At 67.1% G+C, this 23,819-nt stretch carries 26 protein-coding genes; 6 read left to right on the forward strand and 20 right to left on the reverse strand.

The window, feature by feature from the left end:
* Window positions 1-5 precede the first annotated feature (5 nt).
* The 3 genes from FHW83_RS04545 to FHW83_RS04555 are packed head-to-tail and all read left to right on the forward strand — an operon-like array spanning window position 6 to window position 3,868.
* Window positions 6-1,238: an O-antigen ligase gene (locus tag FHW83_RS04545; RefSeq protein WP_176645174.1), complete on the forward strand. Its 1,233-nt coding sequence runs from the start codon at window positions 6-8 to the stop codon at window positions 1,236-1,238.
* Window positions 1,235-2,278 carry a lipopolysaccharide heptosyltransferase II gene (waaF, locus tag FHW83_RS04550; RefSeq protein ID WP_176645175.1) on the forward strand — a complete coding sequence of 348 codons (1,044 nt, stop codon included), beginning with the start codon at window positions 1,235-1,237 and terminating at the stop codon, window positions 2,276-2,278. The genes FHW83_RS04545 and waaF overlap by 4 nt, the downstream gene beginning before the upstream one ends.
* Window positions 2,279-2,338: 60 nt before the next feature.
* Window positions 2,339-3,868 carry a sensor domain-containing diguanylate cyclase gene (locus FHW83_RS04555; protein WP_176645176.1) on the forward strand — a complete coding sequence of 510 codons (1,530 nt, stop codon included), beginning with the start codon at window positions 2,339-2,341 and terminating at the stop codon, window positions 3,866-3,868.
* An 84-nt stretch (window positions 3,869-3,952) separates the two neighbouring features.
* Here FHW83_RS04555 and FHW83_RS04560 read toward each other — a convergent pair whose 3' ends face one another.
* From FHW83_RS04560 to FHW83_RS31205, 19 genes are all read right to left on the reverse strand, one after another.
* Window positions 3,953-4,657, reverse strand: a complete 705-nt coding sequence (locus tag FHW83_RS04560; RefSeq protein WP_176645177.1) for an alpha/beta hydrolase — start codon at window positions 4,655-4,657, stop codon at window positions 3,953-3,955.
* Between the two features lie 11 nt (window positions 4,658-4,668).
* Window positions 4,669-6,585, reverse strand: a complete 1,917-nt coding sequence (locus FHW83_RS04565) for a hypothetical protein (RefSeq protein WP_176645178.1) — start codon at window positions 6,583-6,585, stop codon at window positions 4,669-4,671.
* 16 nt (window positions 6,586-6,601) lie between these two features.
* On the reverse strand, window positions 6,602-7,540 hold the full coding sequence (locus FHW83_RS04570) for a type II secretion system F family protein (RefSeq protein ID WP_176645179.1): 939 nt from the start codon (window positions 7,538-7,540) through the stop codon (window positions 6,602-6,604).
* Window positions 7,541-7,550: 10 nt separating this feature from the next.
* Entirely contained in the window at window positions 7,551-8,525 is a 975-nt protein-coding gene (locus tag FHW83_RS04575; RefSeq protein ID WP_176645180.1) for a type II secretion system F family protein, read from the reverse strand.
* A 2-nt stretch (window positions 8,526-8,527) separates the two neighbouring features.
* Window positions 8,528-9,883, reverse strand: a complete 1,356-nt coding sequence (locus FHW83_RS04580; protein WP_176645181.1) for a CpaF family protein — start codon at window positions 9,881-9,883, stop codon at window positions 8,528-8,530.
* A 14-nt stretch (window positions 9,884-9,897) separates the two neighbouring features.
* A complete protein-coding gene (locus FHW83_RS04585; protein WP_176645182.1) occupies window positions 9,898-11,067 on the reverse strand; it encodes an AAA family ATPase in 1,170 nt (389 codons plus the stop codon).
* 16 nt (window positions 11,068-11,083) lie between these two features.
* A complete protein-coding gene (locus tag FHW83_RS04590; RefSeq protein WP_176645183.1) occupies window positions 11,084-11,344 on the reverse strand; it encodes a hypothetical protein in 261 nt (86 codons plus the stop codon).
* Between the two features lie 8 nt (window positions 11,345-11,352).
* Entirely contained in the window at window positions 11,353-12,954 is a 1,602-nt protein-coding gene (locus FHW83_RS04595) for a type II and III secretion system protein family protein (RefSeq protein ID WP_229224019.1), read from the reverse strand.
* A gap of 17 nt (window positions 12,955-12,971) precedes the next feature.
* On the reverse strand, window positions 12,972-13,844 hold the full coding sequence (cpaB, locus tag FHW83_RS04600) for a Flp pilus assembly protein CpaB (RefSeq protein WP_176645185.1): 873 nt from the start codon (window positions 13,842-13,844) through the stop codon (window positions 12,972-12,974).
* Entirely contained in the window at window positions 13,841-15,229 is a 1,389-nt protein-coding gene (locus tag FHW83_RS04605; protein WP_176645186.1) for an ATP-binding protein, read from the reverse strand. Before FHW83_RS04605 ends, cpaB begins: the two co-directional genes overlap by 4 nt.
* An 8-nt stretch (window positions 15,230-15,237) precedes the next feature.
* On the reverse strand, window positions 15,238-15,813 hold the full coding sequence (locus tag FHW83_RS04610) for a prepilin peptidase (protein ID WP_176645187.1): 576 nt from the start codon (window positions 15,811-15,813) through the stop codon (window positions 15,238-15,240).
* A 96-nt stretch (window positions 15,814-15,909) separates the two neighbouring features.
* Window positions 15,910-16,077 (reverse strand): Flp family type IVb pilin, encoded by a 168-nt coding sequence (locus FHW83_RS04615; protein ID WP_176645188.1) that lies wholly within the window; start codon window positions 16,075-16,077, stop codon window positions 15,910-15,912.
* 165 nt (window positions 16,078-16,242) lie between these two features.
* The gene (locus FHW83_RS04620; protein ID WP_176645189.1) at window positions 16,243-16,386 is read right to left on the reverse strand and encodes a Flp family type IVb pilin; all 144 of its coding nucleotides are present in this window, start codon (window positions 16,384-16,386) and stop codon (window positions 16,243-16,245) included.
* A gap of 183 nt (window positions 16,387-16,569) precedes the next feature.
* The gene (locus FHW83_RS04625; RefSeq protein ID WP_176645190.1) at window positions 16,570-16,737 is read right to left on the reverse strand and encodes a Flp family type IVb pilin; all 168 of its coding nucleotides are present in this window, start codon (window positions 16,735-16,737) and stop codon (window positions 16,570-16,572) included.
* A 166-nt stretch (window positions 16,738-16,903) separates the two neighbouring features.
* Window positions 16,904-17,227: a hypothetical protein gene (locus tag FHW83_RS04630; protein ID WP_176645191.1), complete on the reverse strand. Its 324-nt coding sequence runs from the start codon at window positions 17,225-17,227 to the stop codon at window positions 16,904-16,906.
* Between the two features lie 37 nt (window positions 17,228-17,264).
* Complete coding sequence (locus FHW83_RS04635; RefSeq protein ID WP_176645192.1) at window positions 17,265-17,420, reverse strand: hypothetical protein; 156 nt, start codon at window positions 17,418-17,420, stop codon at window positions 17,265-17,267.
* Window positions 17,421-17,555: 135 nt separating this feature from the next.
* On the reverse strand, window positions 17,556-17,723 hold the full coding sequence (locus FHW83_RS04640) for a Flp family type IVb pilin (protein ID WP_176645193.1): 168 nt from the start codon (window positions 17,721-17,723) through the stop codon (window positions 17,556-17,558).
* Between the two features lie 155 nt (window positions 17,724-17,878).
* On the reverse strand, window positions 17,879-18,541 hold the full coding sequence (locus tag FHW83_RS04645) for a response regulator transcription factor (protein ID WP_229224020.1): 663 nt from the start codon (window positions 18,539-18,541) through the stop codon (window positions 17,879-17,881).
* A gap of 17 nt (window positions 18,542-18,558) precedes the next feature.
* Window positions 18,559-20,244, reverse strand: coding sequence for a histidine kinase (locus FHW83_RS31205; RefSeq protein ID WP_176645194.1), 1,686 nt, complete (start codon window positions 20,242-20,244; stop codon window positions 18,559-18,561).
* A 325-nt stretch (window positions 20,245-20,569) separates the two neighbouring features.
* On the opposite strand from FHW83_RS31205, the gene FHW83_RS04655 reads away from it, so the two are divergent.
* The 3 genes from FHW83_RS04655 to FHW83_RS04665 are packed head-to-tail and all read left to right on the forward strand — an operon-like array spanning window position 20,570 to window position 23,042.
* Window positions 20,570-21,043, forward strand: a complete 474-nt coding sequence (locus FHW83_RS04655; protein WP_176645195.1) for a TadE/TadG family type IV pilus assembly protein — start codon at window positions 20,570-20,572, stop codon at window positions 21,041-21,043.
* Complete coding sequence (locus tag FHW83_RS04660) at window positions 21,043-21,654, forward strand: TadE/TadG family type IV pilus assembly protein (protein WP_176645196.1); 612 nt, start codon at window positions 21,043-21,045, stop codon at window positions 21,652-21,654. Before FHW83_RS04655 ends, FHW83_RS04660 begins: the two co-directional genes overlap by 1 nt.
* A 2-nt stretch (window positions 21,655-21,656) precedes the next feature.
* On the forward strand, window positions 21,657-23,042 hold the full coding sequence (locus FHW83_RS04665) for a vWA domain-containing protein (protein WP_176645197.1): 1,386 nt from the start codon (window positions 21,657-21,659) through the stop codon (window positions 23,040-23,042).
* A 1-nt stretch (window position 23,043) separates the two neighbouring features.
* Here FHW83_RS04665 and FHW83_RS04670 read toward each other — a convergent pair whose 3' ends face one another.
* Window positions 23,044-23,700, reverse strand: a complete 657-nt coding sequence (locus FHW83_RS04670; RefSeq protein ID WP_176645198.1) for a hypothetical protein — start codon at window positions 23,698-23,700, stop codon at window positions 23,044-23,046.
* Window positions 23,701-23,819 lie beyond the last annotated feature (119 nt).

Genomic DNA, 23,819 nt, shown 5'->3' on the forward strand with positions numbered 1-23,819 from the left:
GATGAATGAATAATACCTCACCCCAGTCCCCCGCCAGCACTGTCTTTATCTACAGCCTGATCTTCGCGTTCCCCTTCCTGCTGCTGATCACCAACTTCGGGGTCGGCCTGTGCAGTTTCGCGTTCCTGGTCACGGCGCTGGTGTACCGCCGCCAGGGCTGGCCGGTCCTGCTGCGCCATCTTACCGAGATCCGCGGCGTATTGGTAGCGTTCGCCTCGGTGCTGCTGCTGGCCTTGCTGCTGGGCTTGCTCAGCGGCGACGGCCGCCTGCGCGACCTCGAGAAACCGTTCCGCATGCTGGCGGCCAGCACCGTGATGCTGACCGTGCTGGCCTGCCGCCCCAGCCGCAAGGCGCTGTGGTGGGGGCTGATCGCCGGCGCGCTGGCCGGCGCCGTGTTCGTCGCCTACCAGCGCTGGGGCCTGGGGGTCGAGCGTCCGGGCGGCCTGATCAACTCGATCACCTTCGGCGACATCATGCTGTGCATGGGCCTGATGTGCCTGGCCGGCACGCTGGACTTCACCGGCCGCGGCGCGCTGTGGCCGGCGCTGGGGGCGCTGGCCGGCTTCACCGGCTCGATCGCCAGCGGCACCCGCGGCGGCTGGGTCGCCATCGCCTTTTCCATGGTGCTGCTGGTGCGCTACGGCCACGTGCTGCGCGGGCGCTTCCGCAAGGGGCTGGCGGTGCTGGCGCTGGGGCTGGTGGTGAGCACCTATTTCATTCCGCAGACCGGCGCCCGCGAGCGCGTCGACGAGGGCATCAGCGACGTCCAGCAATACTTCAACGGCGGCCCGACCTACACCAGCGTCGGCATCCGGCTCGAGCTGTGGCGCAGCGCGCTGCAGCTGATCGAACGCCATCCGCTGCTGGGCGCCAGCATCCCCACCGTCAGGGCCGAGCTGCGGGAACTGGTCGACAGCGGCCGCGTCCATCCCTACGTGCTGCAGTTCGAGCACTTCCACAACGACATCCTGCAGGCGCTGGTGTACGGCGGCGTGGCCGGCCTGCTGGCGTGGGGCGCCACGCTGGTGGTGCCGTTCCAGTTTTTCCGCCGCCAGATGCACAGCGGCGGCGACCACTTGAACGCGCCGGCGCTGGCCGGCATGCTGCTGGTGTTGTGTTACTTTAGCTTCGGCCTGACGGAGGTGATCTTCTGGTCGGTGCGCAGCAATATGTTTTACGCGATGATGCTGTTCCTGCTGGCGGGACTGTGCCTGAACGCGAAGGAGAAAGCACAGTGAGTGAGTTGCGTACCCTGATCATTTCCCCCAACTGGATCGGCGACGCCGTCATGGCGCAGCCGCTGCTGCAGTTGCTGCGCGCGGCCCATCCGGAACGGCCGATCGACGTGCTGGCGCCGCCAGCGGTGGCGGCGGTGTGGCGGCAGGTGGCCGAGGTGGACGAGGTGCTGGAGACGCCGTTCCGCCACGGCGCGCTGCAGCTGAAGCAGCGTTGGAAGTTCGCGCGCCTGCTGCGCAAGCGCGGCTACGCCGACGCCTACGTGCTTCCCAACACCATCAAGTACGCGCTGATCCCGTGGCTGGCGGGGATCCGGCGGCGGGTCGGCTACAAGGGCGAAAGCCGCTACGGCATGATCAACGTGATGCACCACGACGAAGTGCCGCCGCGGCCGATGGTGGCGTTTTACGCGGCGCTGGCCAAACCGCCGGTGACGGTGCTGGGGCCGGGCCTGCGCGCGGCGCTGCCGCGGCCGCGGCTGGTGGCCAGCGAGGCGCAGATCGCCGCCGTCCACGCGCGCCACGCGCTCGATCCGGCGCGGCCGCTGGTGGCGATGGCGCCCGGCGCCGAATTCGGCGGCGCCAAGCGCTGGCCGGCGCGCCATTTCGCCGGCCTGGCGCGCGAGGTGCTGGCGCGCGATCCATCCACCCAGATCGCGCTGCTCGGTTCTCCGAAAGACCAGGAGGCTTGCGCCGAAGTGGCGGCAGCCTTGCCGGCCGACGCGGCGGTGTTCAACCTGGCCGGCGCCACCAGCCTGCCGGAAGCGATCGCCCTGATCGCGCGCGCGGCCGCCGTGGTGGCCAACGATTCCGGCCTGCTGCACATCGCCTCGGCCCTCAACCGTCCTGTGCTGGCGCTGTACGGCCCGACCGATCCCGATCACGCGCCGCCGTTTTCCGACATGGCGGCATCGTTGTCATTGCGTCTTGATTGCGCGCCGTGCAAGCAGCGCGAATGCCCGCTCGGCCACCAGGATTGCATGGTCAAGTTGACGCCGGACCTGGCGTGGCAAAAACTGCAACCCATGCTGTCCCCGCGCTGAGCGTTACAGCCGCGCTGTTTTGCGGTATAAAGCAGGGAGTGCCACGCCCCGTATAGAGCTATGTTCAAGCGCTTTTCCATCACCTTCTGGGCCACGGTGTTCGTCAGCGTGGTTTGCCTGTCGCTGGTCGTGATCGACGTCTGGCGCAGCGTGAATGCGCGCAGCAGCCAGCTGCAGGAGATGGAGCGGCTCGGGACCAACGTGGCGCGCGCCATGGCGCAGCAGGCCGACGACACCATCAAGGCCGCCGACACCGCGCTGGCCGACCTCGTCGAGCGCATCGAGACCGACGGCCAGGACGCGCGCGCGCTGGCGCGCCTGCAAAAGCAGATGGCGGCGCAGGTGGCGAATCTGCCACAGCTGATCGGCCTGTTCGTGTACGACGAGCAGGGACGCTGGATCGTCAATTCACGCGGGCTGCTCAGCCAGGCCTACAACAACGCCGACCGCGAATACTTCATCCATCACCGCACCCACCCGGAGCGCACGCCGCACGTGGGCGAGCCGGTGATCAGCCGTTCCACCGGCAAGTGGATCATGCCGGTGTCGCGCCGCCTGAACAAGCCCGATGGCAGCTTCGGCGGCGTGGTGCTGGCCACGCTGGACATCGAATACTTCCGCCGCTTCTACCAGAGCTTCGACGTCGGCACGCGCGGCGCGCTGGCGCTGGTGGGCAACAACGGGGTGCTCATGCTGCGCAAGCCGTTCGACGCCGAACGTGTCGGCAGCAGCATGCGCGACAGCGAGCTGTATCGCCACTACGCGCGCATGGGCGGCGACCTGCGCGCCGGCAGCGCCTTTTTCCAGTCCTTCCATGACGGCGAGACCCGGCTGCATAATTTCCGCTCGCTCGAGCACTATCCGCTGTTCGTCACGGCCGGCATTTCGCGCGAGGAGATGCTGGAGCGCTGGCGGCGCGACACCTTCGCGCGCTCGGTCGGGGTGGCGGTGCTGGCGGCGTTGATCGGCTTCTTCGGCAAGCGGCTGGTGGGGCAGATCAAGCTGCGCGGCCAGGCCGAGGCCGAGCTGCGCAAGGCGCGCGACGCGCTGGAAAGCGCCAACCGCACGCTGGAGCGGCAAGCCATGCAGGACGGCCTGACCGGGCTGGCCAACCGGCGCCAGTTCGACGTCACGCTGGGCAATGAGTTCAGCCGCGCCACGCGCCACGCCGACACGCTGGCCTTCATCATGATCGATGTCGATTACTTCAAGCAGTACAACGACGTGTATGGCCACAGCGCCGGCGACGAGGTGCTGCGCGCGGTCAGCAAGTTGATTCGCGCGCTCACGCCCAGGCGGCCGGGCGACCTGAGCGCGCGCTACGGCGGCGAGGAGATCGGCATTCTGCTGCCGAACACCGAGATCAACGGCGCGCAGGCGGTGGCGGAACGGATACGCGAGGCGGTGGAGCATCTGCGGCTGCCGCACAATGGCAGTCCGCTGGGCCATGTGACGCTGAGCGCGGGCGTGGCCACCATCTCGCCCCAGCGCGGTGTGCACCTGGCCAGCATGCTAGTGGAGGCGGCCGACAAGGCGCTGTACGTGGCCAAGTCGGAAGGGCGCAACCGCGTTAGTTTAGCCACATCCTGAACGACGTCATTCCGGCGAAGGCCGGAATCCATGCTGCGCTGGCAGGCACGCGGCCTATGGATTCCGGCCTTCGCCGGAATGACGTCAGTCTTCGAGCCGGTGCAGGGCGGCGCGCGCGATCGGCGGCGAGACGATGTGGGCGCCCTCGAACTCCTCGTAAGCCACGTCATATCCTTCTTGCGCCAGCCGCTGCGCGATGGCGTGCGCGCGCTGCACCGGCAGCACCTTGTCGTCCTTGCCGTGCGAGACGAACACACGCGGCAGCCCTTCGCGCCGCAACGGCGCCATGAAGCCGGGCGAGAACGCCAGGATGTCGTTGAAGATATGCCCGTTCATCAAACCCACCGACAGCGCATAGGACGCGCCATCCGAAAAGCCGGCGATGGCCATGGCCTGCTCGTCCACCTCGTAGCGCTGCATGGTCCACAACAGCGCGCGGTCGATGAAGGCCAGGTCCGGGCCGAAGCCGCCGCGCAGGAAATCCCAGCTGCTGCCCTGCGCGTCGGGGATCAGCAACAGCGCGCCATGGCGGATCGCATGCGCCAGCGCGATATGATCGCCGCCGCCATGCTGGCCGCCGGCGCCGTGCAGCAACAGCACCAGATGCAGCAGCCGCCCCGCCGCGTTGGCGTCCGGCGGCACGTGCAGCACGGCCTTGCGGCCATCGGCGAACGACAGCTGATGGGTGCCCGCCTCCAGCGGCTGCTGGCGCTGGTGCGCCACCTGCCGCAGCACATCCGGCCGCGCGTGCAGGCGGCCGTCGGCGTAGGGGGAGGGCGCTTGCTCCATGGCCGCCTCCGTCAATCCGTCACCGGGAAGCTGAAGCGCGACACCGTGCCGTTGGGCGTGGTGATGGTGATCGTCAGCGTGCCGCTGGCTATGGTGTTGGTGCAGTTGAGTGCCGCGTCCTGCGCCGCATCGCTCAACATGGAAACGCTGTAAACCCACGCGCTGGAATCGGCGCTGTTGGTGTTCTGCACCGTGTAGGTCGTGCCGCCCAGGATCGCGCCGTTGGAGGTGCTGAACTGGATGGTGGTGCCGGCCGGTAGCGGATTACCCGGACGGTCGGCCAGCCACAGCGGATCGCCGGCATGGGCCGAAGCGCGGTTGGGCGCGAACACGGTCGGGTTGTTGTCGCGGATGGCGAAGCTGAAGCTGCGCGTGTCGTTGACGAAGGTGCTGCCGGCGCTGCAATGCGCCAGCGCCAGCGTGCCGCTGCCGGTCGGGCTGCTCAGCAGGCTGACCGCCGGCGTGCTGCTCGACAGCACCATCACCAGCGACTGCCGCACGTGCACGGTGCCGAGGCTGGGCGTGGCCTGCAGCACGCCGTTGTACACGCTGTTGCCGCCCTGGTCCCAGCTGCCGTTGCCGTTGGAGTCGATGTACTGCTCGCCGGCGAAGCGCATGGCGTTGCTGATGGTGTAGAGGTCATCGATGCCGTTTGCATTGGCGTCGCTGACCGCGCGGTCGTTGCGGAACGGGTCGCCCAGATCGGTGAAGGCTTCGCCGGCGTCGTAGCGATTATTGCCGTTGGTGTCGACGAAGCTCTCCTCGCCCAGCGCGTAAGCGAGGATGGTGACGCGGCCATCGGCCGGACGCGGGTTGCCGGCGCAGAAACGCACGCTGCATTCGCCCGGCGTGCCCTTGCCGGTGACCACGCTGCCATCGGGCTGGGTGGTTTGCGTCAGGCCGGTCAGGCAGGAGGCGTCGATGCTGCCGCCTTCGGCGGTGAAGCTGACCGCCGTGCCGTCCGGCGCCGGGTTGTGGAAGTGGTCCGCCAGGCGCGCGGTGATCAGGGTGCCGGCCGGCGCCGGGCAGCCGTTGAACTGCCCGCCCTCGATGTTCTTGATGACGGCGCTGAGCGAGAAGCTGTTCTGTTCCGGCACGCCGGTCGACACCACCAGCTGGTCGGACAGCGTGGTGGCGCCGCCGCCGGCCAGCGTGGCGGTCACGCGCACCGGCGTGTTGACGCTGCCCGAAGCCACTGTGGTGCTGACCAGGCCACCGGTGCCGCTGGTGGCGCTGGCCGCGCTGAGCGTGATGCCGCCCACCGTGGTGTTGAGCGCGAAGTTGACCTGCCGCCCCACTACCGGATTGCCGGCGGCGTCCAGCACCTTGAAGGTGACGGTGGCGCTTTCCTGGCGCCCGGCGCCACCGGTGCCCTTGAGCGCGATGGTCTGCGGCAGCGCCGAGACGAACGTCAGCTGGCTGGCGGTGGCGCCCGGCCCGGCGCCGACGCTGTAGTTGGCGCTGGCCGACAGCGCGCTGCCGGCGACGCTGGCGCTGGCGGTGATCACGTAGTTGCCGGCGGTGCTGGCCGCGCCGGGGCTGAGCTGTACCACCGCCTTGCCGGCGCCGTCCGACACCACGCTGCCGCCGGCGGCCGAGAACACGGCGTTCTTGTCGGTGCTGCTGAAGGTCACCACCGCGTTGGGCACGGCGGCGTTGCCGGCATCCTTCAGCGTGGCGGTGAGGGTGGCGCTGGCGCCCGGCGCCAGCGTGGTGACCGCGGCGCCGGCGGCATCCGTCATGGTCAGCGTGATGGCGGGCTTGGTGGTTGGCGTGGTGGTGCCGCCGCAGCCGGGCAGGTTGGGGGCGCGGTTGGGATCGATGGTGGTGCAGCCGCCGCCACTGCCGCCGCCGCAGGCGGCTAGCAGCATGGCGCATGACAGGGCAAGCAGGGAGCAGGTCAGGCGGTCGATCCAGCGCAAGGTCATGGTGTCTCCTGAGGGGTCAATTGGTGCCGGCCATGGCGGGCAGCAGGTTGCGGTACAGGTTGAGCATCGCGGGGCCCAGCAGCACCACCAGCAAGCTGGGGAAGATGAAGAAGATCAGCGGGAACAGCAGCTTGAGCGAAATCTTGGCCGCATGCTCCTCGGCGCGCTGGCGGCGCTTGGTGCGCAGCTGTTCCGATTGCACGCGCAGCGAGTCGGCGATGCTGGTGCCGAAGCGATCGGCCTGAATCAGCATCGTCACCAGCGCGTCCACGTCCTCCACACCGGTGCGCAGGGCCAGATTGCGCAAGGCCTTGTCCTTGGCGCTGCCGGCGCGCAGTTCCAGCGTCACCAGCTGCATCTCCTCGGCCAGCACCACGCTTTTCAGGCCGATCTCGTTGGCCACGCGCGCCAGCGCGGCGTCCATCGCCAGGCCGGCTTCCACGCACACCGTCATCAAGTCCAGCGCATCGGGGAAGGATTCGAAGATGTCGCGCTGGCGCGTCTTCACCACGTGGTTGAGCACCACGTTGGGCAGGTAGTAGCCGATGCCGCCGGCGACCACCATCCAGAACATCTTGACGTTGCCGTCGGTGGCCACGGCCTTGCTGCTCAGGTACAGGAACACGATCAGCGGCAGCAGCACCGCCAGCCCGGTTTTCCCGGCAAAGAACAACGCCGGCGTGGACGGCGTGCGCCAGCCGGCGTTGATGAAGCGCATGCGCACCGGCGAGTTTTCCCAACCCTCGGTCGGCAGCGACAACTTGGCCAGCGGCGCCGCCAGATTGACGATGGCCTCGATCCAGACGGCGCTCTTGCGCGTGACCTGGCTGCGGTCGTGCAGTGCTTCCAGCCGGTCCTTGACCGGGTTGGCGGTGAACAGGCGGATCGCCAGTACAACGCCGCCGAAGACGGCGATGAACACCACCAGCAGGAACATGATTTGGATGATGGTCATGGCCGCGCCCTCACACCCGGATGGTGGTGATGCGGCGGATGGCGATCATGCCGATCACCATCAGCGTGGCCGCCACGCCCAGCATCTTGCGCCCGCCCGGATCGGTGAACAGCACCTCCAGCGAGCCGGGATTGACCACCGAGACCAGCGCGCCCACCGCGAACGGCATCAGTCCCAGCACCCAGGCCGACATGCGGCCCTCGGCCGACATCACCTTCACCTGTCCCAGCAGCTTGAGGCGGTCGCGGATGATGGCGCTGATCGACGCCAGCAGGTCGGTCAGGTTGCCGCCGGTCTCGCGCTGGATCAGCACCGCGATCACGAAGTAGCGCAGGTCGGTGCTGGGCACGCGCAGCGCGAGGTTCATCAGCGCGTCCGGCATGGAGACGCCGAAGTTGACCTCGTCGAACACGATGCGGAATTCCGCCCCCAGCGGATCGGGGATCTCCTCGCCCACCATCTTCAGCGCGGTGGGGAAGGCGTGGCCGGCGCGCATGGCGCGGCCCATCATGTCCAGCGCGTCGGGCAGCAGCGACTCGATGCGCAGGATGCGCTTGCGCTTGGCGCGGTTGGCCTCCAGCACCGGCAGCGCGGCCGCCGTCGTGCCCATCATCAGGAGCCCGAACCACGGCAGCCGCAGCGAACTGGCGAGGATGAAGCCTATCATGAAGCAGCCGGCCATCAACGACACCAGCTGCGCCGCGTTCATGCCGCGCCCGGTCTGCAGCAGCAGCCGGTCGAGCTTCTGGATGCCGGGCAGCTTGAGCAGGAACCGCTGCATGCCGGGATCGTGCGCCAGCGTGCGCTCCTTGGTGATCGACACCGCCAGCTCGCTGCCGCTGTCGCCGATGGCGTTGCGCAGGCGGCGCGCGATGCGTTCGGCCTCGGGGCCGCGCGCGTTGTTCCAGCCGGTGTAGGCGCCCCACACCAGCAGCGCCACGGCGGCGAAGATCAGGATGATGAACAGCAGCAGCCGCAAGTCCATGATCAGTGTCCCGACGGGTCGAACACGGTGGAGCCGATGTTGACGCCGAAGTTGCGCAGCCGCTCGATGAAGCGTGGGCGGATGCCGGTGGCCGTGTGGTGGCCCAGCACGCGGCCATCGTCGGCCAGGCCGGTCTGCTTGAAGGCGAAGATCTCCTGCATGGTGATGATCTCGCCCTCCATGCCGGTGACTTCCTGGATCGACATCACCTTGCGCTTGCCGTCGGTCAGGCGCGAAACCTGGATCACCACGCCCACCGCGCTGCTGATCTGCTGGCGCATGGCCTTGGTGGGCAGGTTGGCGGCGGCCATCGACACCATGTTCTCCAGCCGCGTCAGGGCGTCGCGCGGGGTGTTGGCGTGGATGGTGGCCATCGAGCCCTCGTGGCCGGTGTTCATGGCGCCCAGCATGTCGAGCGCCTCGGCGCCGCGCACTTCGCCCAGGATGATGCGGTCCGGCCGCATGCGCAGCGCATTGCGCACCAGCGCGCGCTGCGTGACCTCGCCCTTGCCCTCGATATTCGGCGGCCGCGTTTCCAGCCGCACCACGTGCGGCTGCTGCAGCTGCAGCTCGGCCGCGTCCTCGATGGTGACGATGCGCTCCGTGGGGCTGATGAAGCCGGAGATCACATTCAGCATGGTGGTCTTGCCGGAGCCGGTGCCGCCCGAGATGACGATGTTGACCTTGGCCTTGCCCAGCCCTTGCAGCACCTCGGCCATGTCGGCGGTCATCGAGCCGTAGGCCACCAGGTCGGCCAGCCGCAACGGGTCGGCGGAAAAACGCCGGATCGACATGATGGGACCATCGATGGCCAGCGGCGGGATGATGGCGTTGACGCGCGAGCCATCCGGCAGGCGCGCGTCCACCATCGGGCTGGATTCATCGATGCGGCGGCCCACGCGCGAGACGATCTTGTCGATGATCTTCATCAGGTGGGCGTCGTCGCTGAAGGTGACGTCGGTCAGTTCCAGCTTGCCGCGCCGCTCGACGTAGATCTGGCGGTAGGTGTTGACCAGGATGTCGGAGACGGTGGGGTCCTCCAGCAGCGGCTCCAGCGGGCCGAAGCCCAGCATCTCGTTCTGGATGTCGCGCGTGAGGGTCTTGCGCTCGGCATCGTTGATGACCACCGCGTCCTCCTCCAGCAGCTTCTCGACCAGATTGCGCAGTTCGACGCGGATCTGGTCCGGCGTCAGGCGCTGCATGCTCTCCAGGTCCACCCGGTCCAGCAGCGCCGCGTGCAGGCGCTGCTTGAGCTTCTGGTAGGCACGGTTGTCGATGCCGCCCTGCGCGCGCTGGCCGGAGCCGCGCGCGTCGGTGCTTTCCAGTCGTTCGCGCAGGGAGATGGCGGGGGTGTTCATGATGCGTTCCTTTTTTATTTACGCAGGCCCAGCTTGCCGAGCCAGCCGCCGCCCTGCTGCACCGGCGCCGCCTCGCCGGTCAGCTTGCGCGCCAGCTCGGCCAGCGACTGGCTGATCGGTGCGTTGGGCGCCAGCTGCAGCACCGGCACGCCCTGGTTGACCGAGGCGGCGGCGGCGTCGTAGTTGTTGGGGATGGTGAAGGCGATTTCCGCGTCGAACGCGCTCTCCAGGTCCTTCAGGCGGATCTCGCTGTTCTTGTCGTGGCGGTTGACGATCAGCTGGATTTTCTCCTTGCCGTATTCCAGCGAGCGGAACACGTTGAGCAGGCGCTTGCTGTCGCGGATGTAGGGCAGCGTGGTTTGCAGGATGGGGAAAATCATGTCCGAGTGGTCGAGCGCGCGGATGCTGACCGCGTCCAGGCTGCGGCCCACGTCCAGCAGCACGTAGTCGTACTGGCGGCGCGCCAGCTTGAGGATGGCGTCGATGTGGTCCGGCTTCACGTCGTTGGCGTGCGCCGGGTCGGACGGCGCGGCCAGCACGCCGTAGTTGGGCGTGATGCTGAGCATGGAGGACGCCAGGAAGGACGGGTCGAGGCGGTGGATCTGCTGCGCCACGTCGCTCAGCGTGGCCAGCGGCTTGTGGTCGGAGACGAACAGCGAGGCGTCGCCGAACTGCAGGTTGATGTCGATCAGCGCCACCTTCTGCTTGCCGCTGGCGGCCAGCGCGTAGGCCAGGTTGGTGGCCAGGAAGGTGGCGCCGCTGCCGCCCTTGCAGGAGATGAAGGCCAGCACCTTGCCGCTGGTCTGGCCGCGCCGCTCCAGTTTTTCCGCGATGCGTTCCATGGCCGGATACAGCGCGCCGCTGGCGACCGGCGACGGCAGCACCTCGCGCACGCCGGCGCGCATGGCTTGCAGCAGGAATTGAGGCTCCTGGTCGACGCACAGCGCCACGCAGGCGATGTTGGGATGCTGGGCCGAGAAGCGCTCCAGCTGTTCGAGATCGTCGTCGGCGCTTTGCGGACGGTCGATGATGAGCACGTCCGGCAGGTGTTCCTCGGTCAGCGCCGAGGTGCGCGCCACGCCGCCGACCAGATGGTCGATCTCATCGGATTGCGAGCGCGCGCGCAGCAGGCGCATCAGGTCGGCCAACTGGCGTTCGTCGCGGGATATGACGGTGATCTTCAAGTGGGCTGCTCCTGTCCTAGCGCTTGCTGCCGACGCCGATGGTAAAGCCGTTGCTCTGTTCGTCCCTGGTGATGAAGGACTGCTGGTAGTTCTGGTAGGCGGCGCCGGCCGCCTGCGCGTCGAGGCCGTTGACCGGACGCGGCGCGCGGCCGGCTTCCGGATTCAGCGTCTGCTGGGCGCGCGCCAGGCGCAGGCTGTTGCCGAATTCGCGGTCCAGGCGCGGACTGTTGGCGCAGGCGCTGAGCAGGACGGCAAACATCATGATGAGTATGCGCATGGCGCCTCCTAGTGGTTGCCGCCGGGCGGCGCGGCGGCCGGCGGCGCGGGCGGGGCCGCGCCTTCCAGTTTGCCGTTCAGGAAGAAATCGGCACGGCTCGGCTGCACGTAGTCGTCGGTCGGCAGCTTGTGGTCGGCCGGCAGCGGCTGCGCCAGGTGCGGCGTGACGATGAACACCAGCTCGGTGCGGTCGTTCTGGAAGTCGCTGCTGCGGAACAGCGCGCCCAGGATGGGAATCTCGCCCAGGCCGGGGAAGGCCTTGATGCTGCTGGTGACGTTGTTCTTGATCAGCCCGCCAATCGCGAAGCTCTGGCCGTCGAACAGCTGCACCGTGGTGCTGGCGCGGCGCGTGGTGAACGAGGGCAGGATGGCGGTGGCGGTGCTGCCGGTGGCGCTGACGCCGATGCCTTCCCGGTTCAGCTCGGACACCTCGGGCGACACCCGCAGGTTGATGCGGCCATTGTCCAGCACGGTGGGGGTGAAGCGCACGGCGATGCCGTATTCCTTTTCCTCGAGCGTGATTTGCGGCGTGCCGCCGGTGTTGCTTTGCGAGACGGGGATGAAGATCTTGCCGCCGGCCAGGAAGCTGGCCTCCTGGCCGCTGATGGCCATCACGGTCGGCTCGGCCAGCACCTTGATCAGGCCGTCGTTCTTTTGCGCGTCCAGCGTGAGGAACTTGCCGTTCTTGTTGTTGAAGGCGTCGAGCTTGTTCGGGTTGCCGCTCAGCAGATTGGACAGCATGGTGTAGGTCCAGCTGCCGCGCGAGCCGTTCAGGCCGACGCTGGCGCCGAGCTGGTCGACCAGCGTTTTCGACACCTCGGCGATTTTCACCTCCAGCATCACCTGCTGCGGCGCCGCCACCGACAGCATGTTGACCACGCGCCCGCCGCCGTTGCCGCCCTGCGACAGGCCGGACATCGGGTCCATGGCCGCCTGGAAGGCAGCGCCAGCGGCGGCGCCGGAAGCGGCCGTGGGCGCGCCGCCGCCGGCCGCGGCCTGTGCCGCTTGTGCGGCCGCGTCCGGCGCGGCGGCCGTTCCCTGGTTGCCGCCGCGCGCGCCGCGCTGCAGGTAGGCCGTGGCCACCGCCACCACCTGCGCGGCGCGCACGGCGTCGGCCACGCTGCCGTGCAGGATCAGCGAGTTGCCGGAGACGGTGATGCGGATTTCGCGCTCGTTGGGGAACAGCTCGCTGAATTGCTGGCGCAGCGCGGCGGTGTCCAGCCCGACCGTGATGTCGATCACGCTGGCCTGGTTGGCGCGGTTCCAGACGATCAGGTTGGTGGCGCCGGTGGCCTTGCCCAGCATGTAGATCTCGCTCGGGTTGAGCAGGATGACGTCGGCGATTTTGGCGTCGCCCACGGCCACGCGCGCGGCCGGGTAGGGCAGGCGCAGCAGCGAGGACTTGCCGGCCGAGAGCGTGAGCTCGCGCGCCAGTTCCAGGCCGGGCGCGGCGGCGCCGGTCGCCGCCGGCGAGGCGCTGGCGGCGACCGGCTTGTCGCGCTTGGCGGCCTGCGTGGCGTGGGTGGCCGGCGCGGCGACGCTCAGCAGGACCGCAGCGGCCAGCAGCCGCAGCGGCGCGAAATGGAATGGCGCTGAAGATACCTTGCTCAAGTCGCGTTCTCCCATGCTTAAAATTGTTGTGAACTACGCTCCAGACCCTTGATGACTTCCACCTTGTCGATCGCGCGCGGCGCCGGTGCCGGACGCGGCGCCGGTGGCGCGGCGGCCACGGCCGGCGGGGCCGCCGGCGGCGATGGTTCGTTGCGTGCCACCGGCGCGGCGGACGGCGGCACGCCATCCAGCAGGCTGCTCTTGGTGGCGCCCTCGGTGTTGGCCGATTTGGGATCGATCTGGTTGCGCAGCACCAGCGACAAGGTGCCGACGCTGCGCGCCAGGTCCAGCTTTTCCACCTGTTCCGGGGTCAGCTCCAGCGTCACCGCGTTCACCACCTTGGGCTTGGTGTCGTCGCGGTTGGATTCCTGCGCGATCGCCAGCACCAGGATGCGTTCCAGCACGATCTTGGAGATCGGCTGCTCGCGCACCGTGTGGTCGCCGCCGCTGTCGCTTTGCATGTTGACCAGGATGTCGACGTAGTTGCCGGGCAGCGCGAAGCCGGCCACGCCCACCACGTCGTTGACGCGCACGGTCATGGCGCGCTTGCCCTCGGCCACCACCGCCGACAGGCCGCCCGAGGTGCCGGCCGGCGCCAGCTTGCCCTCGGTGATCGGTTCGCCGCGCTGGATGTTGCTGCGCGTGATGCGGCCCTCCAGCGCCTTGGGATCGGTCATCGCGCCCGGCGGCACCGAGCTGGCCGGCCAGTCCACCATGTGCACCAGTTCCGGCGTGATGCGCGCGCCCATGCTGATGTCGAGCAGGGCCACGGCCACCCGGTTGCTGTTGCTGGCCGACTGGCCGGCGATCCACTGCGCCGCCACCACCACGGCGGCCAGCGCCAGGAACAGCGCCACCCCTATCATTGTCAGAGCACGAGTGTTTCTCATCCGAGTCGTCCCTCGTTATGCGGTATCGTCTGGTCGCGGCGTTCGCGTTCCTTCTTGTGCTGCTCGGCGGCGACGCGACGGGCGCCGGCGCCGGCGAAGTAGTTGTGCCAGGCCCAGTCCAGCGAGCGCTGGCTCAACGCGGGCGGCGTGCTTTCGTAACGGGCCAGGTCGCGCACCTGGCGGATCAGGTCGCGCGGATAGCAGGCCAGCAACGGCGTCTCATCCTTGGCATGCAGGCCGCTCAACAGGTAGTCGAAGGCGGCGGCGTCAAACGCAATGCCGTACTGCGCGCAGGCCTGGCGGAACAGCTTCTCATATTCGGCGGGCGAATGCGGCGGTACTTCGATCTTGTATCCGAGCCGGCGGAGGAAGGCGCCATCCGATAATCGTTCCGGCAGGAAGTTCGACGAGAATACCACGACCACATCGAAAGGCACTTGAAAAACCAGTCCGGTGTGCAAGGAAAGATAATCGACGCCACGGTCCATCGGCACGATCCAGCGGTTCATCAATTCCAGCGGCGAGCAGCGTTGCCGGCCGAGATCGTCGATGATGAAGATGCCGTTGTTGGCTTTCAAATGAGGAGGCGCCTGATACAGCCGCGTGTTGGGATCGAAGCGCAGGTCCAGCATCTCCAGCGTGAGCTCGCCGCCGGTCAGCGCGGTCGGGCGTTGCAGGCCGCGCACCCAGCGCGCGTCGAGGGTGCGCAGCAGGTCGGCGCCGTCCTCGGCCGGCGTGCCGCCGGCGATCGGGCGATGCTGCACCGGGTCGTGGAACGGCACCACCTCGCCGTCGATCATGATGGCGTAGGGCACGGCGATGGCGCCGTGCAGCAGGGCGCACAGGCGCTCGGCCAGGAAGGTCTTGCCGCTGCCGGCCTGGCCGTAGATGAAGATCGCGCGGCCGGAGTTCATGGCCGCGCCCATCTGGTCCAGCACCAGCGGGCTGGCCACCACGTCGCGGAAGGCGGCCTGCACGTCGGCGCGCGTGACGTGCAGGTGGCGCACGCTTTGCGCCGCCATCTGCGCCACGTAGGCGGCCAGCGTGACCGGCGCCGGGCCGGCGTAGGAATTGCGGTTGAGGCAGGCGATGGCGCGCTGCATGCCGGCCTCGGTCAGGTGGTAGGTGAGGTCGGCGTCGGTGCCGCTGTTGCCGCTGCGCGTGACTTCGCACAGCTTCTCGTTGCGCAGGTGGGTGACCAGCGGCGTGATCACGCTGACGCTGAGTTTCAGATGGCTAGCCAGTTCAGGCAGACGGACTTGTCCGCGCTGGAACAAGACCTTGGACAGCAGCTCGACCAGGAAGAGGAAGGGCAGGCCGGTTTCTTCCGTGGTGCGCGGCGCGCGCGCTTCGGCGGGGGATTCTGTCGTCTGCTGGGCGGTCATGGCTTCCTTCAGAAGAACAGGCTGCGCCCGCTGGTGGCGCCGACGATCAGGTAGGGCGCGGCGCCGGCGGCGATCGCCACCGCGTACGGCAGGCGGCCGCTGGCGGCGGCCGGCGCGTCCATCTTCGGCACCTCGCCCGCGAGCGAGCGCAGCATGCTGTACTTGATCATGTGCCAGGTGTTGTGGACCATCACGCGCAGGCGGCCGTTGAAGCCGGCCACCACCAGCGCCAGCACGCCGCCGGCCAGCAACGTCAGTAGCGTGATGCCAGCCACGGCGCCGGGACCGACGAAGGCGCCGATCATGGCCATCAGCTTGACGTCGCCGGCGCCCAGCGCGCGCATGGCGTACATGGGCAACAGCAGGCACAGGCCGACGGCCAGGCCGGCCAGCGCCTTGAGCAGGCCGATGCCGCCAAACACTTGTATGAAGAGACCGTCTCCCGCGGGCAACGCCGCGTTCAACAGCAGGCCCAGCAACGCGCCGCCGAACACCAGCGAGTTGGGGATGCGGCGTGTGCGCAAATCGTTCCAGACAGCCAGTGCCAGCAAGACGCACAGGATGAGCAGGGGCAGGAAGGTCATGGGTCGCCTTACGAAAAGGGAACAGACCAGCTTAGTGTATAGAAAATTTCCGGAACGGCGTGTACCGTTCCGGAAATTTTGTTGTTGCGATGTCGCTCAGGACGATTTGATCAGGCCGGAGATGTAGGTCAGCGAAGCGGTGATCTTGGGGCCCAGGATGGCCAGGCCGGCGGTGATGGCGGCGGCGATGGCGGCCGCCATCAGGGCGTATTCGATGGCGGTGATACCGTCTTCTTCGCGAATGAAGTTTTTGATTGCTTGCATGATGAGCCTCGTTAAAGTTGGTTGAGTAAGGGGTTACTGCGTCAACTAAAACGGGGTTCGGGTTTTAGGTCCTGCTGTACTGCCGATGTAAGTCATTGTGCGCACGGCGCCGGGTTCGCGCAGCGGACAAACGTCACGATCTGGCGTGACATTTGTCACGGTGATTCAGGTCTTGGCACCCAGCACGGCCAGCACGGCGATGATGATGATGACCGAGGCCAGGGCGGCGATCAGCGCATACTCCAGCAGCGTGGCGCCGTCGTCGTCGCGGACGAGGCGGGCGGCGCGGGGAAGGAAGGGGATACGCATTTGTTGTTCCTGGCTAGGTGCTGTGACTCGAATGGACATTGTAGGGAGCCGCCGGCGCGTGCGCATCGGACAAACGTCATGTCGTGTAGTGACATTTGTCATGATTTTTATTTAGACAAAAAAAATCCGGGACCAGGTCCCGGATCAAGACTACTTAGGAGCTTACAACGAGGAGACTGGAAATCAGGACGACTTGATCAGGCCGGAGATGTAGGTCAGCGAGGCGGTGATCTTGGGGCCGAGGATGGCCAGGCCGGCGGTGATGGCGGCGGCGATGGCGGCGGCCATCAGGGCGTATTCGATGGCGGTGATGCCGTCTTCGTCGCGGAGGAAATTCTGGATTGCGTTCATGGTGAACTCCGTAAAAGTTGGTTGAGTGAGAGGTGCTGCTTCAACTAAAACGGGGTTCGGGTTTTAGGTACTGCCGATGAAAGTCATTCTACGCACGGCGCCGCGTTTGCGCAGCGGACAAACGTCACGATCTGCCGTGACATTTGTCACCACGTGGCGCGATGCGCTATTTAAAAACCTGCTTCAATGATTGCGCCGACGCCATGGCATCGGTCCAGGCCTGCACTTGCGCCAGATCGGCCTTGGCCAGCTTGTTGCTGACCGTTTTCGGCAAGGGCCCGAAACGCTGTGCCAGCAGCCGCTCCAACAGCGCGGCCGCGCCTTCCTTGCGTCCTTGTTCCAACCCGCGCTCCAGCCCTTGCTCAAGCCCTATCTTGATCCCATCATTGATCAACATCTGCTCTAACGGGTTAAATAATTTCTTCATCTCCCCTCCCTTTGCCAGCCGGATGACTTCCTGCACGTAGCGCCGCTCATAGGGCTCGGGCAAGGGCATCATCCAGTTAATCACGTCGAGTAAAAAACGATTATGCGCCGCTCCCGCCAGCCATGCTGGAAGCCGGCCGCCAATGCGGATGTTCGTCTGCCAGCGGCGTCAGGCTGATGACCGGCATGCCGTAGGTCTCCCTGATGCGATGGTAATAGTCGCGCATGCGGCGTGCCAGGGCGGCGGTGGCGGACATCCGCCCAGTGTGCGGCCAGTCCGCATGCCGCCGTATGACGCAATGCAAGGGGGCGCTGAATGCGTGGGCAAAAAAAATCCGGGACCAGGTCCCGGATGAAATGTTACCAGGAGGTTTACAACGAGGAGACTGAGATCAGGACGATTTGATCAGGCCCGAGATGTAGGTCAGCGAGGCGGTGATCTTGGGGCCGAGGATGGCGAGGCCGGCGGTGATGGCGGCGGCGATGGCGGCGGCCATCAGGGCGTATTCGATGGCGGTGATGCCGTCTTCGTCGCGGATGAAATTCTGGATTGCGTTCATGGTGAGCCTCGTAAAAGTTGATTGATTGGAGAAACTGTTTCAACTAAAACGGGGTCCGGGTTTTAGGTACTGCTGATGTAAGTCATTCTACGCGGCGCCATGTCACGCCGCAGCGGACAAACGTCACGATTTGCCGTGACATTTGTCACCGCTGGTCACGCCATGCCATGCTTGGTGGCGTAGACGTACAGCTCCAGCCGGTTGGCCACGCCCAGCTTCTGGTAGATGGTGGTCAGGTTGTTGCGCAGCGTCGGCTCGGCGATGAACAGCCTGGACGCCAGCTCCTTGTTGGGCGCGCCGTTGCCTTCCACCACCACCGCGACGATCTTGCGCTCCTTGGGCGTGAGCGAGGCGATGCGCGCCGCCTCCGGATCGGCCTTGGCCGCCGGCGCCGACCACTGGCCCAGCAGCGCGTTCATCAGCGCCGGATCGAGACAGGTCTCGCCGCGGTGCACGCTGCGGATGCCGTTCAGCACCACCTCGGCCGGCGCCTCCTTGCCGACCACGCCGCGCGCGCCCAGCCGCACCGCCTGGGTCAGCAAGCCCTGGTCGCGGTTGCCGGACAGGATCATCACGCGCGCGCCGCCGCTGTCCTGCAGCAGCCGCGGCAGGATCTCGATCGCGCTGCGGCCCTCGAGGTCGAGGTCGAGCACGATCACGTCCGGCTTGAGCGCGGCCGCCTGCTGCAGCGCGCTGTCGTTGTTGTGGGCGGTGCCGACCAGCCGCAGGTCGTCGCCGCCGCCCTCGATCAGTTTTTCCAGGCCCCACAGCATGGTCTTGTGGTCGTCGACCAGCATGATGCGGATGGGTGTGCTCATGGTCTTGCCTCGGTGGGTTAAACCGGGATGGCGATGCTGACGGCGGTCACGCCGTCGGCGCCGTGCTCGACGGCGATGGTGCCGCCCAGCGCGGCGGTGCGCTCGGCCAGCGATCCGGGCAGGAATGGGGCCGGCGGACCTTCCGGTGTCTCGTTCTGGATGCGGATCCGCAGCTGGCCGTCAGCGTTGCTCAGGCTGACCGACCCGGTGCGGGCGCGCGTGTGTTTGCGTATATTGTGCATGCCTTCATTCACGATCTGGAACACCTCGGCGGCCAGGCGGTCGCTGATGGACAGGCCATCCTCGGCCTGTATCGTAATCTGGATGTCGTAGAACTGTTGCACCTGCTGCGCCTGCCGACGCAACGCCACCAGCAGCTCGGCCTCGGTCTGCGCCACCCCCTGCCGCACGCTGCGGGTGAACTGGCGCATGTCGCCGATGACCTGGGTGGTCATGTCGAGCAGTTTATCAAGTTCGGCCGCGACAGGGTGATCCGATTGCAAGCGTTGCCGCACCGCGCTGATGCCGTGGCGCAGGCCGATGTAGGGCTGGATGGTGGTGTCGTGCAGGTCGCGCGCGATCTTCTGGCGCTCGCGGAAGGCGGCGTCCGAGGCCAGCCGGTCGAGCAGCACGATGTTCTCGATCACGGGGAACACCTGCGCCGCCAGCTGTTGCAGAAACACCGCGTCGGCGCGGCTGAAGCGGAGCCGGTCCGACACCACGTAGATGCGGCCCTCGCCCTTGCGCAGCGGCAGCGGCGCGCTGACGAAGGAACTCGCGTCGAGCAAGTCGATCAGTTGCTCGAGCTGTTGCGGCGCCAGCGGCCGCCAGCGCGCCTCGCCCGGCGCGCGGCTGCGCGCCTCCAGCGAGCCGGGCCAGCGCGGATGCAGCGCCGCCGCGTACTGCACCAGCGCCTGCGGCGCGAACACCAGCAGCGGCGCGGCCGCCGCCTGCGGCAGGCGCGCCAGCGAGGCGCGGCCGCCGGGCGCGCCCGCCGAGTGCAGCTGCCACAGCTCGTCGCCGCTGTCGCGCATCAGCAGCAGGCAGTTGCTCGCATGGTAGAAGTCGCGCGTCTGCCGCAGCATGGTGGCGATGGTCTGGTTCACGCCGAAGCGCGGATTGGACAGGCGGCTGACGTCGCGCAGCAGGCGCAGGCGCCGCCGCTGCGCCACCCCCATGCCGCCCCAGTAGGCGATCATGTAGCCGAGCGCCAGCACGAAGGCGGTGCGCAGCAGCAGGTGGCCGTGGTTGATGCTGCTGTCGGTCAGCCAGGTGGCCAGCGCCAGCGCGAAGGTGGCGCCCAGCGTGATGCGCGCGCCCTCGTCGAAGCCCCACTGGAACGAGGCGGTCAGGATCACGAAGAAGAAGAACGGGAAGAAGAAGCTGTTGCCGCCGCCGGTGCAGTACACCATCAGCGCGAACCAGCCGAGGTCGATCCAGTACACGGCCTTGCCATGCCAGAACGGGTTGCGGTGGCGGCGCGCCGCCAGCCACAGGGTCAGGCTGTGCAGCAGGTAGCCGCCGAAGATGAGCGAGCTGAGCAGGGTGCGCTCGCCATGGCGGTTGCCCAGGTCGCCCGGCGCCACGAACAGCGTCAGGATGGCGGTCAGCGCCAGCACCACGCGCATGACGAACACCATCGAGGCGCCGGCGGCGTCGCCACGGGCATGGGCGGTGCTGGAGTTGGGACTCTCTGCTATCACTGCCGCGTCTCCTGACTGCATACAAGCAAACTAAACGAAATAGCGTTTCGATAGTTGTTGCTAACACAATCGAGTCTACGCATACGAGGCTGCCATGTCCAGCCGGAGCGTGCTACGCTGAACGCGTGGTTCACGGGTGTTTAATGCTTTCGACGAACATTAAATAACTAGGCGAAACAAAATGAATCAAGCTAGAATGGCTCACCGTCACCCCGATCTTGTGGCGCCGCCACCGGCCGATCGCGCGCCGGCCCTGGCTGGCTACAGTCCCGCGCCGTCCGCGCCCCCGCCTGTGCACTCCCCACCGTACCACGGACGCAACACCATGCACACACCCGCACCCCGGCGCCGCCAGCGCGGCTCGGCCGTCGTTGAAATGGCCATCGTCGCGCCGATCGCCTTCCTGCTGCTGATCGGCGTGATCGAATACAGTATCCTGTTCTACACCACGCTGACCATGCAGTACGCGGTGCGCGAGGGCGCGCGCTACGCGATCACCGGGCGCACCGACCGCGACCCGGCCGCCAGCAACCAGCAGCGCTACCTGGCGGTGGTGCAGCAGATCAAAAACACCTCGATGGGCATGTACGACACGGTCAACCCGGTGATCTCGGTCAACAACACCACCTACGCCAGCACCAACGCCTACAACGCCAATATGTTCGGCAGCCCGGGCGACATCGTGGTGCTGCGCCTCGACTGCACCTGGAAGCTGGCGACGCCGCTGCTGGCGGTGTTCTTTCCGAACGGCGAATACAAGTTCAGCGTGGCGGCCACCATGCAGAACGAGGCTTTCTGATGCGCGCCCGCGGCCAGGCCGGCATCGCGGCGGTGGAGTTCGCGCTGCTGCTGCCCATCCTGCTGGTGCTGTTCATCGCGCTGATCGACGTGGGGCGCGCGCTGCAGGCCAACATGATCATCATCAACCTCGGCCGCGAGGGCGCCAACCTGGCCTCGCGCGGCAAGCTGCAGCTGTCGGAGAACGCCCAGGCCATCATCGGCCAGGTGGCGGCGTCGGCGCCGCCGCTCGACATGAGCAAGCTGGGCATGATCTACATCACGCGCATCATGGGCTCGACCGCCAACGGCGTCACCAAGAGCATCGTGCTGGAGCAGTACCGCTGGGACGACAGCGTCAACAACCGCGGCTACCGCGTCAGCGGCTACGCGCCGGCCAGCAAGATCTGGACCTGCGGCAACTGGGCCAGCACCACGGCCGGCAGTTGCGTGGTCCCGGGCGGCAACAGTGCGCCGGTGGTGTCCATGATGAGCGGACAATTGCTCGACGGCGAAGTGATCTACGTGGTCGAGGTGTTCTACAAGTTCAACATGCTGTTCAAGAGCTTCACCTTCGGCGGCTTCAGCACGCCCACGCTGGGGCCGGACTTTTATTCGATGACGGTATTCTGACCATGCGCACCCCGCACCGACTGAAACGGCAGCGCGGCGGCATCACCGTGATGGTGGTGATCTCGCTGACCACCTTGCTGGCCGTGGTGGGGCTGGCCTTCAGCGCCGGCCTGAGCTACATGGTCAAGGCCAAGCTCAACGCCGCCACCGACGCCGCCGGGCTGGCGGCCGCGCGCGCCATCAGCAACGGCAAGAACCAGACCGAGCAGATCGCCAACGCCAAGGCGGCCGCGCAGCGCTTCTTCGCCGCCAACTTCCCGCCCAACTACCTGATGTCGACCGCCACGCTGAACGACGTCAACGTGGCCTTCAACACCAGCGAGGTGACCATCACCGTGAGCGCCTCGGCCACCATGCCGACCGCGTTGTTCGGCGGCTTCAGCACCGGGCCGATGTCGCCGGGCGTGCTGACCGAGACCAAGCGCAAGGACCTGGACATGGTGGTGGTGCTGGACACCTCGGGCTCGCTGTCGGGCTCGGCGGCCAATGTGCGCAGCTCGGCCAAGACCTTTCTCAACCAGTTCAACGTCGAGCGCGACCGCGTCGGCCTGCTGCACTTCTCGTATGGCGCGGTGGTGGACGATCCGATCCGGCAGACCGCGCGCGGCTTCGACCGCGCCAGCATGCTGGACAACATCACCAGCTACAGCTTCAGCGGCTCGACCGCCTCGCCGGAGGGCATGTACGCGGCGCGCGCGCAAATCAACAGCGTGCCCACCACCAACAACAACCGCTCCAGCCTGCGCGTGATCGTGTTCTTCTCGGACGGCGCGCCGAACTCGTTCGGCACCACGCTCAAGTGGAACAACAGCGGCGACTGCAAGGATGTGAACAATCTGCCACGCGCCGGCACCATCGCCACCGACGACGATGGTTCCGGCACGCCGACCGGGCTGTTCGAGCTGGACCAGCAGTCGGACGACATGGGCGGCAGCTGCACGCCCTCCAACATCACCACCAAGGCCTCGGCCTTGCCGGATTGGTACAACGCCCATAATCAGCCGCAATCCAACATCTGGAACGACCCGGCGGCGCCGCGCGAGTTCCCGATCGTGACCAACTCGCCGCGCGTGGTGACCAGCGACATCACCTACCGGAACGTCAACCGCGCCGCGCGCAACCTGGTGGAGGCGATGGCGGCCAAGTCGCGCGACGAGGGCATCTATGTGTTCACGCTGGGGCTGGGCGCGGCGCTGAAGAGCGGCACCGGCGCCGACGGCGAAAAGGGCGAGGACACGCTGAAATGCATGGCCAACTCGACCGACGCGCCGGCGCGCTGCTTCAACGCGGCCAAGCCGGTCGGGGTGTACTGCCACGCGGCCACCCAGGCCGACCTGACGCCGTGCTTCTCCAAGCTGGCGTCGGCCATCCTGCGCATCTCGAAATGACTTACTGCTTGCGCACGTAGGTGGTCAGTTCCCACATGTCGCGGTTGTACAGGCGGCCCTGCCAGTCGGTGTCGCGGTAGTCGAGCTTGACGAAGTTGTTGAGCTCGGGGACGAACCAGACCGTCTCGGTCAGCTGGCCGCCGCCGTTCCTGGTGAACGCGTCGTCGGCGCTGTAGGTGGCCTCGACCACGATCTTCAGCGCCTCGAACTCGCCGGCCGGCACCTTGACCTTTTCCCAGTCCAGCACCTTGCCCTTGATGTGGTAGCGCCAGTTCTTGCCCTGCTTGGGGTTGTTGCCGGTGGCGTCGCTGCTCCATTCCTTGCCCGGCGCCAGCGGGAAGGCGTAGCGCGCGAACGAGGGCGCGAAGTGCATGCTGCCGCGGTCGATGGGGTTCATCTCGGGGCTGAACAACTGCTCCGTCAGCAGCGCGCCGCTGGCCGCGCGCTTGATCGCCACGTGGATGCCGGCGTCGTCGATGGCCGCCACCTCCATGCGGTTGACGTTGCCCTTGGCGCCCTTCCAGACGTCGGTGTACTGGTAGGTCCACGAATCCCCGACCGCCGGCGCCGGCGGCGGCACCGATTCGCGGCTGCCCGCCAGCGCCGACAGGCAAGGCAGGATGAAACAGAGCGCTGCAAACGAACGGTTGATGGTCATGCTGTCTCCTTTGTTGTGATTTGTGCATTGACTATATAACCAACGTTGAACGAATGCTAGCGGCAGCGCAGCATGGAATATGTTCCGGCCTTGGGACGAAACGGGTGACTACCTCGGCA

Origin of the sequence: Duganella sp. SG902 (assembly GCF_013376005.1) — a bacterium.
GTDB lineage: Bacteria > Pseudomonadota > Gammaproteobacteria > Burkholderiales > Burkholderiaceae_D > Rugamonas.